Here is a 13,675-nt window from a genome sequence, read left to right on the forward strand (position 1 = left end):
CCCCGGTGGTGGGGAGGCAATTTGCAAAGGTAGAGATTCCTACTGATTTGCCACACTCCCGGCACGCTTAGCTGAAACTGCTTTTTTCTCCGGAAGGTTTTGAGACCAGCCAAAGCCCCGTAAACGCCAGCAGGCCGTTCAAAAGCAAGACCTCAAACCCAAACGTATAGCCCCAGAACCACTCCTGAGAGTTAGCTGCCAACACATACGTGAGCACGGGCGCCAACACGCAGACCACCGGCACCCAGCGGTCCCGCACAGAACGCTGAGTAAACAACCCAAAAAGAAAGAGCCCCAGCAGCGGCCCGTACGTGTAACCGGTCAACTTGAAGAGCAGCACAATCAGGCTCTCACTCTGCAATGCCCTGAACACCAGCATGAACGCCAACAGCAGAAGCGAGAAACCCACATGCACCCAGTTCTTGATTTTGATTCGCTGCTGCTCCGGCCGCTCTTTGAAATTGAGGAAGTCCACGCAGAAGGCAGTGGTGAGCGCGGTCAAGGCAGAGTCTGCCGAGGCGTACGTGATAGCCGTGATGCCCAGAATGAAAGCCAGGCCTGCCAATGCAGAGAAATGGTGCAAGGCCAGAAACGGAAACACGTCATCGCCTTTCTCCGGCAGCGTAATCCCCTTGGCGTTGGCATACAGGAACAACAACGCCCCCAAACCCAGAAACAGAAGATTCACAATTACCAGAATGACCGTAAACCACCCCATGTTCTTCTGCGACTCGGGTAGGGTTCTGCAGCTTAGGTTTTTTTGCATCATGTCCTGGTCCAGGCCGGTCATCACAATGGTAATGAAGGCGCCAGAAACCACCTGCTTCCAGAAATAATTAGGCGCATGTACGTCCCATTCAAACACAGTGGCATAAGAACTTTCAGAAATAGTGGTGAACAAGCCAGAAAAGGAGAGATTCAATTCGCCGGCTATCAAATACATGCTCACGCCCAGGCAAAAGAGCATGGCGGCGGTCTGGAGCGTATCTGTCCAGATGATGGTTTTCATGCCCCCTCTATACGTATACAGCCAGATCAAAGCAATAAGCAGCGTGGCAGAAAGCCCGAACGGAATCCCCAGCCCATCAAAGACCGCCAACTGCAGCACGCCCGCCACCAGGTACAGCCTTAAAGAAGCGCTCAAAGTCCGGGAAAGCAGGAAAAAACCAGAACCCGACCGGTAAGACCACTTTCCAAGCCGTTGCTCCAGATACGTGTAGATAGAAACCGATTGCAGGCGGTAGTACAAGGGCAGCAGCACGGTGGCAATAACCAGATAGCCCAGCACATACCCGAACACCATCTGCAGATACGTGAACTGCGCCTTCTCCACCATGCCCGGAATGGAGACGAACGTGATCCCCGAGAGGGTAGTGCCAATCATGCCAAAAGCCACCACGTACCACGGCGACTGTCGGTTGGCCAGAAAGAAGCCCTGGGTAGATTCTCCTTTTCTGCTCGTTAAAAAAGAAATGCCCAGCAACAGGCAGAAGTAGGCGGCAATGATGCCCAGTATCAAAAGTGGAGACATGCGGTCAAGAAAATCAACAGCCCAGGCAGGTAAGCAGGCGTCTTAGGCAGCAAAGGTACGCGTAGAAGGGACTTGCATAAAAAACTGCCTTCGTTTTTGGCTTATTTCCTGGGAAACAGGCCAAAAACGAAGGCAGTTACATCTAACCACAGCCCTAAGACAAGGCCTGCGTGTCTATGAATTCAGTCTTTTTATACGAGATGGAAAGCAAGCCCAGGAACGTAAGTGCCCCGTTCAGGATCAATACCTCAAACCCGAACTCATATCCCCAGAGCCACTCCACAGAATTAGAACTGATGATAAATGTAAGGATGGGAGCCAGCACGCAAACCACCGGCGTTAAACGGTCGCGCACGGCCAAACGCGTGAACACGCCAAAGGCATAAAGACCCAGCAGAGGGCCATACGTGTACCCGGCCACTTTGAACACCGCCTGCACCACGCTCTCATTGTTCAGGTACTTGAAGGCGATGATGATAAGGCCCATCAAAAGCGAAAAGGTAAGGTGCACCCAGTTCTTCAACCTGATGCGCTCTGTCTCTGGACGGTTTTTGAAATCCAGAAAATCTACGCAGAAAGAGGTGGTGAGTGCCGTCAAGGCAGAGTCTGCCGAAGCGTACGTGATGGCCGTGATGCCCAGAATGAACGCAATGGCTGCAAAGGAGGAGAAGTAGTTAAGCGCCAGGAACGGGAACACGTTATCACCTTTCTCAGGCAGGCCAATGCCTTTGGCACCGGCGTACAGGTACAACAACGCGCCCAGGCTCAGGAACAGAATGTTCACAATCATGATGATGACCGTGAAGGTGAACATGTTCTTCTGGGCTTCCTTCAGGTTTTTACAGCTCAGGTTCTTCTGCATCATGTCCTGATCCAGACCTACCATCACAATGGAGATGAAAGCCCCAGACAGGAACTGCTTAAAGAAGTAGCGCGGGTCTTTCACATCCCAGAAGAACACTTGTGAGTATTTGCTGTTGGAGATGGTGTCTACCATGCCAGAAAAGGACAGGTTCAACTCAGACGAAATCATGGAAATACTCACGCCCACGCAGATGAGCATGGCCAGCGTCTGGAAAGTGTCCGTCCAGATGATGGTTTTCATGCCGCCTCTAAACGTGTAAACCCAGATGAGCGCAATGGTAATGGCCACAGACACTTCAAACGGAACGCCCAGGTCATCAAACACCGCCAACTGCAATACGCCTGCCACCAGGTACATCCTAATAGAAGCGCCCAGCGTGCGGGACAGCAAAAAGAACGCCGCGCCGGTTTTGTAAGACCAGAACCCGAAACGCTCTTCCAGGTAGGTATAAATGGACACCAGATTGAGACGGTAATATAAGGGCATCAAGATCAAGGCCACTACAAAATAGCCCAGCATGTTGCCAAAAATGAGCTGCAGGTATGAGAACTGGGCCTTCTCCACCATGCCCGGAATGGAAATGAACGTCACCCCAGAAAGGGAAGTGCCAATCATGCCAAAAGCCACCACATACCACGGCGACTGTCGGTTGGCCAGGAAGAAGCTGTCTGTAGACTCGCCTTTCTTGCTGGTGAGAAAGGAGATTAAGATGAGTACACAAAAATAGGCGGTGATGATGCCCAGAATTAGCGTTGAAGACATAGCTTAGTCAGGATTGGAGCGAAATCACCCCGGTTAACACCAAGGCATAAGGACAAATATAATTAAAAAACCATACCCTGTTTCTGCGGTGATAAGATGTTACGGTCCGTCGGAAAGCAAAAAACTCTTCCGGGGGTTTCTCCCAGAAGAGTTTTGTTTATGGAATAAAGTTGCGCCAGAAATGCAGGACTGCCCATTAAAAAGGATTCCCGAAGGAAGAGCCAGGCTGATAGTAAGCACCTGGTGCACCCCAGTACCCGGTGGTACCGCTGCCGTACCGCACGCCACCCGAAATAGTCACGTTGGGCGCCAGTTGGTACTTAGCCTGGAAATCAAATCCCTGCTGCGGATAGCCGCCATAGGTAAATGGATTAGCCATGTACATGGAAGGAGAGGCGGGGCCAATGCTCTTCCAGACGCTGCCGCTCAGCATGAGTTTCTCGGTCATGGCATAGGAGCCGCCCACATGCAACAAGTACTGCCGCGAGGCCGGATTGCCCAGAGTCAACGGACCGGCTCCTGCTCCCTCGCCGCGTGCGGCAGAGGATACCGTAGACCCGCCCCAACTCTGAATCATCATAAGGCTGCTGAACACCTGAAAACGAGGCGTCACGTGGTACTGTACCCGTGGCTCAAGGTAGCTTGCAGAGCCAAAACTGCTGAACGCCGCCCCTGCTGACAGGCTGTAGCTTAGCCTGGACGTTTTTAAAAGAGTGGACGCTGCCTGAACAGAATCAGGTTTGGTAGCCGTTACCGTAGGTTGGGCGCTAGTCTCTGGCAGCAAGGTCATGTCCTGCGCCTGCAACGTTCCGCCCAAAAGCAAGGCTGCGCACAAGGCCGTATAGAAGGATAATTTTTTGGTCATAGTCTGAATACCCAACCGGGCACTACAAATCTAACGAAAACATCAGGTAATATTGTAAGGCAGCCTCGTCGTTTTTAGTCTGATTTCCAGAAACTAAGCCAAAAACGCCGGGGCTACTGCACTGTTTTACTTCCTAACCAGGCCTCGCGGCGGGCTTTCATGTCTGGCGTGAGCGTCTGACCGGTTTTCTCCAGAGGCACCATTTCAATTTTTGGGTCCTGCGCCAGCGTGACGGCCACTTGTTTCTTGGTGCCGCGCTGCTCTACTTCCACCTGAACGGTCTGGCCGGGCTTGAACTTGTTCAAAATCTCATCCAGGGTCTTCTGGTCTTTCAGCTTTTTGCCATTCACCGTCAAAAGGACGTCTTCGCGGTCCAGGCCTGCCTTGTAGAGCGGGCTGCCAATGTGCGTGCCGCTCATTAACGTGGCCTGGTCATTAGTGAACTGTAATTGTTCTGTGTTCAAAACGGCTTTTCCCGGCCGCGCAGTCCGCAAAACCACACCCATCTGCTTGGCCAGGGTTTCATACGGCATCAGCTCCTTGCCATGTACGTGTCTTAAGAAGAAATCTTTGGCGAAGGCAGGATCTTTGGTCAAATCTGCCAAGGCTACTTCCAGGTCTGCCAGCGTATATGGCTTTTCTGGTTTGCCGTGGCGCTGCCAGAGCAGGCGCATGTAGTCGTCTAAGGTCAAGCCCTGAAATCTGGTGCGTAAGGTCAGGTCCAAACCAAAGCCCACCGCACTCCCGAAGGTGTAGTACGAGATGAACGTATTGTGCCTGTTCACCGGGTCCACTGATCTGGAGGCGTCTACAAACGGCGCCTGCATGCTCATCTCAACTGGCGAGAAGTAGTTTTTGCCCGGTGCGAAGATTACATAACCCACCTCATCGGCGGCGGCCTGCAAGTATTCTTCTGCGTTGATGACGCCCGCGCGGTGCATGAGCAAGTCTGTGTAGTAATTAGTGAAGCCTTCGGCCAGCCACAGTTCACCGCTCATGTTGGCGTCTGCAAAGTTGAACGGCTCCAGGCTCTTGGGCCTGATGCGCTCTACGTTCCAGGAATGGAAAAACTCATGCGCCAGAGTTCCCAGATTGCCAATCATGCCGGTGCGCAAAGGACGCGAACTGGTGATGCTGGTAGAGTTGCGGTGCTCCATTCCGTCTCCAGGCGTGCCCGGCATGTAACAGGCCAAAAAGGTGTACGTGCCGAAGTCAAAGGCGGGAAGCTCCCCAAACACGGCCTGCGCCTGCGTGACAATGCGCTGGGCCTTCTGCGTGTACTCGTCCAGTTCTTTCTCAGTGCCCTGGTGGTGCATGGCAATTCTAACCTGCTGGGTGCGGCCGTTTTCTGCCACGGGCCACTGGCGCCATTGCAGGTTGGCCAGCTCAGTGGGGCTGTCCATGAGGTATTGGAAATTTGGCGCGCTGAACGTGAGGTTGTTGCCAGTCTCGGGCTTTAACTGCGTGGCTGCTGTCCATTGCGGAAAATTAGTGGCCTTGAATTCCACCCGCGCTGGGGCCTGCTCAAAGCCGTTGGCGTACATAAACGTGGCAGGAGCGTTTAACTTGGCATGCGTTTCATTCACGCCGGCATAGGTGCCATCGGGTCGGTCAGCGAAGAGGGTGTAGGTGATGTGTACCGTGCCGTCATGGCCAGAGACGTTCCATTGGTGCAGGTTGGGTCTGGTGATGGGTAATGGTTTGCCCTGGCTGTCAAAGGCCTGCACGCTGTACACGTTCTTGGCGAACTCATGCAACGCATACCGGCCTGGCGAGGAGCGGCTCATGCGCACTTCCAGCACCGGAGTTTTCACCCCCTGAAAGACCGCTTTTACCTGGGCCTCATGGTGGGCCGCGTTCTCAAACGAAACCGTGTAGTGTATTTGTTGTTCCTGGGCTTGGGCAGGAGAGGTGAACCCCCATATCATGACGGCAACGGCCGCACAAATGCTCTTTTTCATAGAAGCGTAGATTTACGCCTCAAGATACACAGGATTGCCATAGGGCGCCACCCTCTTTTTTAAGGACCAGGCTTTCTGTATTGCTGCGCGCAGATGAACCCACCGTAGAAGTCCGTTTCTTCTTCTAGGGTATACCCCCGTTCCTGAAACAACTGCCGGAAGAGCGGTAACCTCCTGGCCGGCACCTGGCTCACCCAACCAAAGAAGCGGTACATGGCCCACAGCAAAGGTTGCTGCCAGATTTTCTTAAACCAACTGTCGCTCTCCTGGAAGTCTGTGTGCAGCCAGAGCCCGCCGGTTAGTAAATGCTGGTCCAGGGTCTGCACCATCTGCCGGGCCTGCTCCACTGCAAACAAATCCAACACGAAGGGCGTCAGAACCACGTGGAACTTCTCCTCTGTGCCCAAGTCTTTTTCTGTACCGACTCTGAACTCTACCTGCGTTTCCAGCCCGGATTGGCTCTTTTTCTGAAGCCTTTCCTTCGCCAGATGGACCATTTTCTCAGAAGCCTCCAGAAACAGGACATGCCCGGGTCGAGCCAGCCTCAGTACCTCCGTCAAAATCCAACCGGTTCCCCCGCCCAAGATCAGCACTTGGGCATGTTCAGGAATACTAGCCAAATACTGTTGCTGGGCTCTAAGTTGCGCACTGCCATACACCCCCTTCGCCAGTTGGTCATACAGCGGCGCGATACCATTGAAATTTGGAAAAGAGGGCACTAGAGACATATCCTGGGCTTCCGTTTTTGGCCTATTTCCCCGAAAATACGCCAAAAACAGGAGTTTAAGAAAGAGGTATTTAGTATGTAGGTTGCTAGACCTTTAACGGCCGGATTGCTTCTTGTCTTGCCTGGCAATTGGTATTTGAGGTTTTCTACAGTGTACAGGGACTTGTATGGACTGATTACGTTTATGCTGAAGTTGTTTTTCCGGGAACTACTTGTACACAGTTTTAGAAATAGTAGAAAGGAAACCCCTTGCCTCTGACACATCACCTCAACAGCTTGTTTCTTCTGCAAGTATAAACACCCCTCTACTGAGCTTCGCCCCCTGCCTCAAACTCACGTTCTGTAAATCCGCAAGGGAAGAATTGCGAAAGGGGAGAATTTGCGTTGGGCCAAGCCTGATGGAGTGATATCCAGCACTGTATCAAGTAACTGGACGCAGAACCAGAAAATACACGAAACAAAAAAAAGAAACCAAACCGTGCTTTAGCACGCGGGACTCTGCAACAACAGCCAAGGCCATCACCAGCAACAAGCAAACCACCCATCAAGCCTAAGCAGAATTGGGACCCAAGCCAGTCCTGGTCCTGAGCGCCTCTGGTGTTTGTGCGCCGCTGGCAGCGGCGGCAGGGACAAAGTCCCACAAACAACAACAGTGCGAAGGGCCAGGACGGGGCCCCGCGGCCATGAGCGCTTACCGGAAACTATGAAACAAGAAAAGTGGTGCGCACCGGAGAAGACGGTACTGCCAAGGGAACAGCCAACGGAAGTCCATGACAAATGCCTACCAGCAAGTCAAGGATGTAACATCCGCGCCATAGTAGCAAAATCAAAGCAGTTAGTAAGACAGTTAAATATCGTTGGTGAAACCACCAGCTACAGCAGCTAAGAAGGAAGAAAAGCTAGTGGGCTACCCAACCACCTCCCCTCCATCAATCATGCAAAAAATGCCGCTCCACCGTGTCTTTCAGCTTCTGAAAAATAAACGCGACTGTCTGGTGCCGCATTTTTTCAAAATCGCCTTTGAACACCTCACGGTACTCCTCCACTTTCTTCTGAAAGAGAATGGACACAAACACGGTGCCCACAGGCTTCTCCACGGTTTCAGAGGCGCCGCCGCCAAACAGGCCGGTCACGGCAATGCAGACATCGGCTTTGAGCAGGGAGTGCAGGCCCAGGACCATCTCATTGGTGACTTGGTGGCTTTCGGCGGTGTAAAGGTCCAGGGTCTTCTTTTTCACCTTGAGCACCTTCTGCTTCACAGACGTGTCATAAGTGACCATGCTGCCCAGAAAGACACCGGTGGTGCCAGTGGCTTTGGAGAGTTCGGCGGCCAGGCTGCCCGCGGTGCAGCTTTCCGCGAACGCCAGGGTCAGGCCTTTATCTTTAAGTTTGAGCACCAGCGGGGTAAGGTCAGGCATTTTCATAGAAACTGGCAAAATACGCTTGCCGAATCATACTCTTTTTTGCCCTTGCAGGTTGTCTGACTGAGAAGGCAGCGTCAACGCCGCTCCCAGATGCACGTACTCTAAAAGCATCCTTCGTTTTTGGCCTGTTTCCTGGAAAATAAGCCAAAAACGGACCACCCAAACCCGCGCCTATGACACGTAGAATAAGAAAGTTTCTGGCCTCTTCTGCCTTGTTCACGGTAGAGCTGATCATTATCTGGATCGTTTTCCTGGGGTGCCTGGTCTTGTTTTTCTGGCTGGCCAAGGAAGTGCTGCCCGGCACCGAACTCAAGTTTGACAGCCGGGCCTTTGCGTGGGCAGACAGCATCAACAACGCCGCCCTCACCGAGTTCATCAAGGTGGTCACGTTTCTGGCCTCCCGAAACTTCATCACGGGGGCAGCCCTCATGCTTATCGCCTATTTTTTGTTTGTGAAGAAACACAAGTGGTATTCCCTCAAGGTGCCGGTCATTGCGGTGGGCAGCATCTCGCTTAACTTGCTGTTAAAATATCTGTTCAACCGTCCCCGGCCACTCATCCCGCATCTGGTAGACTCCTACGGCCTCAGTTTTCCCAGCGGACACGCCATGATCAGTGCCTCGTTTTATGGGCTCTTGATTTACCTGGTGTACAAAAACGTAAAACCAGAGGCGGCCCGGTGGGCGTTGATAGCAGGGCTTAGCGTACTCATTGTGTTCATAGGATTCAGCCGGGTGTACCTGCACGTGCACTATGCCACAGATGTGTTGGCGGGCCTGGCGGCAGGGCTGGGCTGGGTGATTCTGGCGGTGCGTCTGTTGCGCCTCATGGAGAAGTATTCTAAGCGAAACCTCAACCCCGTGGTGAAGGGCGAGGAGCTGCCCGTGGCCTGAAATAATTTCTTAAAAAAGATGCAAACAGGCTATTGTAGGTAGCAAGATTCTATTACCTTTGTGCCTCCTGCTGCTCATAGCGGGTGTTTTTGCGCTGGTGGCGAAATTGGTAGACGCACTGTCTTCAGGTGGCAGCGCCTTCGGGTGTGGGAGTTCGAGTCTCCCCCAGCGCACGACGGATTTGGAAAGCGGTATAACTCAAAAGGTTATGCCGCTTTTTGTTTTTAGAGTATCTGAGCGCGTGCGCCTTTACCCTGCTGGGCCGTCACAGGTTCTTGCTTTTACTCCGTCAAACGTCTTTTCTCCATCACTCAAATATTGGTAGAACCACCGTGCCAGCTTACGGCCTGATGAGCAGGTGCGTCTCTCATTCCTGACCGCCGGAAGGAGAGTTGCCGTATATAGGCAGTAGCTTTCGCGAGCCCTGGATTTTTATCAAGACCTTCCTGCATGCGTACATCAGAATCCAAAAGAGACCATTGGGCCAGAAGAATTGGTGCGCTGGTTGCCGCCCTTTCCATTCAGGTGTTGTTGATTTGGCTGGTGTTTGTGGGTTCGGCGCTGCTGTTCTTCTGGATGGTGACCGAAGTATTTGTAGAGCAGGAAAAAGACTTGGATCAGGCAGCCTTCGCCTTTGTGGGCGACTTCACCACGCCCGAGTTCACAGACGCCATGTACTTTATCACGTTTTTCGGGTCAAAGTATTTTTTGATTTTCGGGTCCCTGGGTTTGGCGCTGTTTTTTTTCATTTTCAAGAAATGGCGGTTCTACTCGCTCAAAGTCATTTCCATTGCCGCCACTACCACGCTTTTCAACCAGACTATGAAATGGCTTTTTGGAAGACCCCGCCCAGAGACGGCCTTTCTGGAGCAGGGGGGCAACAGTTTTCCCAGCGGCCACGCCATGATTGGCGGCGCTTTCTGGGGCCTGCTGCTGTACCTGGTCTGGACGAACATTGAGCGCCGGTGGCTGCGCTGGCTGCTCAGCCTTTTACTGGTTCTCTGGATTCTGCTTATTGGGTTTAGCCGGGTGTATTTGAACGTGCATTACGCCTCTGATGTGCTGGCCGGCTGGGGGGCAGGTTTTTTCTGGCTCATCCTTGCCATTGCCCTGCTCAAGAAAATTCAGCAACGCATGGGCCGCAAAATTGAGGCGGAAGTAAGCGAGGAGTAAGAATTACGAATTATGAGTTTCTGTACTAGATGCCTTCTTCCCGTCTGTCATTCTGAAAGAATCTTGTGGGCAAACCAGGCAGCCTGTACCTACGCAGTGAAAACCTCTATTCGTTTTACAGAACAGCAATACCTGCGGACATAAGCGGACGCTTGCGTCATGGAACCCGCAAGTTTTACAAATACAAGTGGAAGGTTGGAAAAGGCGTTTTTGGCCTGTTTCCCTTAAAAGAGGCTAAAAACGGATTTGCGGTCACTTAAAAGTTTAGGAGAGAGCCATTGGTTAGAGGATGAATTAGGCTCCATCCAGAAGAAGTTGTGGCGGGGTTTGTTAACCTTTTATTTTGGAAGCTGCCACGTTGCTCATTCAGTCAGGCTTCTTCAAAAGTCTCTGGTACAGGCTTAGGTTGTCTTGGTCAAAAACTACAAACGTGACTTGCTCTGGAAGGGCATGATGCTGCAGAAAATCTTGCACTGTGGACACTGCTATGTGAGCCGCCTGGTCTTTGGGGTAACCGTAGATGCCCGTGCTGATGTTTGGGAACGCAACCGTTTTGATCCCATGCTTTTCTGCCAGCTCCAGGGAGTGGCGGTAGCAATTGGCCAAAAGGGCAGGCTCGTTTTTATGGCCGCCGTTCCACACGGGCCCCACCGTATGAATCACGTAACTGGCCGGTAAATTCCCTCCTGTTGTAATCACGGCCTCGCCGGTTTTGCAGCCGCCCTGCCGGGCCACAATCTGCCGGCATTCGGCTAGAATGGCCGGGCCGCCGGCTCTATGGATGGCACCGTCCACGCCGCCGCCGCCCAGCAAACTGGTGTTGGCCGCGTTGACGATGGCGTCTGTATTCACCTTGGTAATGTCACTCTGCATGAGGTGGATTCTGTGGCTGTGGGGCATGGCGTTTTTGGGTTATTTTCCAGAAATCAGGCTAAAAACGATGGTTTTGGTTTGGCTTCAGCTAATGCTCCAAACAATCATTCATTCAATCAATAAGAATTAGCATTTGACGTAGACGCGCAGGGCCTTCAGGCCGCTCACGCCTTGCAGGTCTTCAATCTCCAGATGTTCCACGTCTTCGGTGAGCATGTTCTTGTTTTGGAGGTACTCAATGTACTCCAGGTACTCGTTGGCTTCGCGGGCCTGGGAGTACACAATGGCAATCTTACCCGGCTGGGTGAGGCGTTCGTCAGTGCCGCGTACCATGGCTTTGTCAACCCGCTTCTTCACAATCTCATAGCGTATGTTGTAAGCACCGTCCACGTCAAACTTGCGCTCATCCTGCCTGAACCTGATGGCCAGGGGCTGGCTGTGCATCAAGATGAGCTGGGTGGTTTCCAGCGGCACTTCCAGCTGGGGTTTTAGAGCGGCGGTGAGACGGGTGACCTCACACATGACCATGAGCTGCCAGAGCCTGAGGTTGCGCAGAAACATGGCGTCAAAGGGTTGGGTTTCTTCCAGAGACGCGCCCACGTAGATGTTGAATTCTACCCCGTCTGTCTTGAACTTCTCAAAATAATGCGGGTACATCTCCTGGGCTTTCAGCTCTTCCTGCTCAATGTATTTAGAGATGGTCTCATTGATAAGCGTGAGGCTTTCTTCAAAGGCCTTGCGGCGCTTGTACAAGATGCCCAACTGCGGATCCATGGCGTTGCGGTAGTTCTGGATGTAGGGCAGTAGGTCTGGGTGCGTGGCCTCCAGAAACGTGAACATGGGTTCTACCTGCGTGCGCAGCAGCTCAAAAATGAGAATACCGTCTTGTTGCAGCACGCCCTTTTTCAATTGCCTCAAATGCTTGGAAACCGAAAAGCGCAGCTCATCCAGAATGGGCAGGGTGTGTACTTCAATGGCTTTTTTCAAGATGCGCTCTGCCAGGTGCAGGTGCTCGGCCAGGTCTCCCTGAATGGCGGTGTTACGTTCTGTGCTGGAACTGCGCACGTCTGCCACGGCATAGAGCGGGTACACGTCTTTGAACACAATAGGCTCCATTTCTGCCGCGCCGTTCATCTCATTGGCTCGGTTGAGCATGTTGAGGGCCGCTTCTCTAAACCGCCATTCCAGCACCGGATGAATGGCCGTGAACTTCTCCCTGATTACCGCCTGCACCCGTGATTCTACTTCCTCTGAGTTCCTGTTCACAGCCACCGAGAAGAGAGGCAGGAACTGGTCCATTTTGGCCAGCGAGAAATTGTCCAGGTCGCCGGGGTTGGGCGAGCCCAGTTCCAGAATGCCAATGGGCTCATCGCCGTACCGTAACAGAGCCAGGATGATGTTGCGTATGCCCATGCCCAGCATTTCTTCGCGCACGCCGTCTGGCAACAACTGCGTCACAGACACGTCTTTGATGACCAACGGCTTGCCCTCGCGCACCAGACTGTCATAAATGGACTTGAACCCCACGTAGCTGCTGCTGCCCGGCTCACTTTGCAGTAAAAAGCTGTGGTTGATCTTATTCCCGAAGTTGACGAACGTGCTCCGGTTCTTATGGAAGGCCGCCACGCCCAACTGCAGGTGCGGGCGTTTAAAGAAAATGCGCACCTTCTCCTGCAACTGCTCAAAGCGGTCTGGGGCCAGCATCACGTCGCGTTCCAGCAAATCATTCTTAAGCGATGACAATACCTCCTGCACCGTCACGTCTACCAGATGCAAGGTGTAAAAGCCACTTATCTCAAACAGATCGGGTGGCAAGGCCTGCATCCAGATATCCATGTCCCGGATGTTGTCCAGCAGGTACTGGATATCAGATTCGGCGAGTTCTGGCAGCTCCTGCAAGGCGTTGATCTCCAGAAACTGGGTATTAATTTCTACATTGAAATGGCGGTACAAGCCCAGCTGGTAATCTGGAACGGTATAGATAAGGAACTCCTCATGCGGCACCTGTATGCCATAGAACTTCTCCAGCACCAGAAAATACACCATGCGCACCCGGTTGAACAGCATGCGGTTCTCATCAATGTTAAGCGGGCGCTTTAAATGGTTTTGGTCTGTGAGGATGATCTGTTTGAACAGGTCAGTGTAGTAAAAGCTGGCATCATACAATGGTCCCACGGTGCCAATGGCCTCCACCACCTGCGTGGCCGGCGGAAAAATAGCCGTCATGAGCAAATCAATCAGGCACTGATGCTTTTCCAGGGCGCTGAAGTCTTCAATGGGCTGAAGCAGTTCTGGGGCGGCCTTCAACTGCTTTTTTATCTCATCGGCGCATAAATTAAAGCTGCTCCGGCAGCCCGTTTGCTCATTCTGCCAGTAGTTAATGATGGGAGTAAGGCTGAAATAAGCCTTAAACGGAAACGCAGCGATGCTTATCTGGTGTTCTTGGGAATTCATACACGGCTTTAAACGGAAAATCTGTGGTGTAGGGCAAGAAAACCCACGTTTCCTGCAGGAGTTTTTCAATAATTTTCTGCCGGCCTGTTCCCAACGTTTCAGGTAAGTGCTAAAAAGGTCCTTGCTGCGTTAGACAACTCGTTCAGA

10 protein-coding genes and 1 tRNA gene are annotated in these 13,675 nt (G+C 52.5%); 3 read left to right on the forward strand and 8 right to left on the reverse strand.

Features of this window, described 5'->3' with window-relative positions; genetic code table 11:
• Positions 1-67: 67 nt before the first annotated feature.
• From GU926_RS16460 to GU926_RS16485, 6 genes are all read right to left on the reverse strand, one after another.
• The gene (locus GU926_RS16460) at positions 68-1,531 is read right to left on the reverse strand and encodes a sodium:solute symporter (RefSeq protein WP_160693799.1); all 1,464 of its coding nucleotides are present in this window, start codon (positions 1,529-1,531) and stop codon (positions 68-70) included.
• 154 nt (positions 1,532-1,685) lie between these two features.
• Positions 1,686-3,158, reverse strand: coding sequence for a sodium:solute symporter (locus GU926_RS16465; protein ID WP_160693801.1), 1,473 nt, complete (start codon positions 3,156-3,158; stop codon positions 1,686-1,688).
• 196 nt (positions 3,159-3,354) lie between these two features.
• Positions 3,355-4,023 (reverse strand): hypothetical protein, encoded by a 669-nt coding sequence (locus tag GU926_RS16470; RefSeq protein ID WP_160693803.1) that lies wholly within the window; start codon positions 4,021-4,023, stop codon positions 3,355-3,357.
• Positions 4,024-4,136: 113 nt separating this feature from the next.
• Entirely contained in the window at positions 4,137-5,984 is a 1,848-nt protein-coding gene (locus GU926_RS16475; protein ID WP_160693805.1) for a M61 family metallopeptidase, read from the reverse strand.
• Between the two features lie 59 nt (positions 5,985-6,043).
• Positions 6,044-6,712 carry a class I SAM-dependent methyltransferase gene (locus GU926_RS16480; protein ID WP_160693807.1) on the reverse strand — a complete coding sequence of 223 codons (669 nt, stop codon included), beginning with the start codon at positions 6,710-6,712 and terminating at the stop codon, positions 6,044-6,046.
• A gap of 928 nt (positions 6,713-7,640) precedes the next feature.
• The gene (locus tag GU926_RS16485; protein WP_160693809.1) at positions 7,641-8,135 is read right to left on the reverse strand and encodes a CinA family protein; all 495 of its coding nucleotides are present in this window, start codon (positions 8,133-8,135) and stop codon (positions 7,641-7,643) included.
• A 173-nt stretch (positions 8,136-8,308) separates the two neighbouring features.
• On the opposite strand from GU926_RS16485, the gene GU926_RS16490 reads away from it, so the two are divergent.
• The 3 genes from GU926_RS16490 to GU926_RS16500 all read left to right on the forward strand — a co-directional run bounded on the left by GU926_RS16490 (position 8,309) and on the right by GU926_RS16500 (position 10,201).
• The gene (locus GU926_RS16490) at positions 8,309-9,028 is read left to right on the forward strand and encodes a phosphatase PAP2 family protein (protein WP_160693811.1); all 720 of its coding nucleotides are present in this window, start codon (positions 8,309-8,311) and stop codon (positions 9,026-9,028) included.
• 91 nt (positions 9,029-9,119) lie between these two features.
• Positions 9,120-9,201, forward strand: a tRNA-Leu gene (locus GU926_RS16495).
• Positions 9,202-9,478: 277 nt separating this feature from the next.
• Complete coding sequence (locus GU926_RS16500) at positions 9,479-10,201, forward strand: phosphatase PAP2 family protein (RefSeq protein WP_160693813.1); 723 nt, start codon at positions 9,479-9,481, stop codon at positions 10,199-10,201.
• Positions 10,202-10,567: 366 nt separating this feature from the next.
• On the opposite strand, the gene GU926_RS16505 is transcribed toward GU926_RS16500, so the two are convergent.
• Together GU926_RS16505 and GU926_RS16510 are read right to left on the reverse strand one after the other, a co-directional pair.
• Entirely contained in the window at positions 10,568-11,101 is a 534-nt protein-coding gene (locus tag GU926_RS16505; protein WP_160693815.1) for an O-acetyl-ADP-ribose deacetylase, read from the reverse strand.
• Positions 11,102-11,200: 99 nt separating this feature from the next.
• Positions 11,201-13,528: a GAF domain-containing protein gene (locus GU926_RS16510; protein WP_160693817.1), complete on the reverse strand. Its 2,328-nt coding sequence runs from the start codon at positions 13,526-13,528 to the stop codon at positions 11,201-11,203.
• Positions 13,529-13,675: the final 147 nt, after the last annotated feature.

The sequence above is a fragment of the Nibribacter ruber genome, from assembly GCF_009913235.1.
Classification (GTDB): domain Bacteria; phylum Bacteroidota; class Bacteroidia; order Cytophagales; family Hymenobacteraceae; genus Nibribacter; species Nibribacter ruber.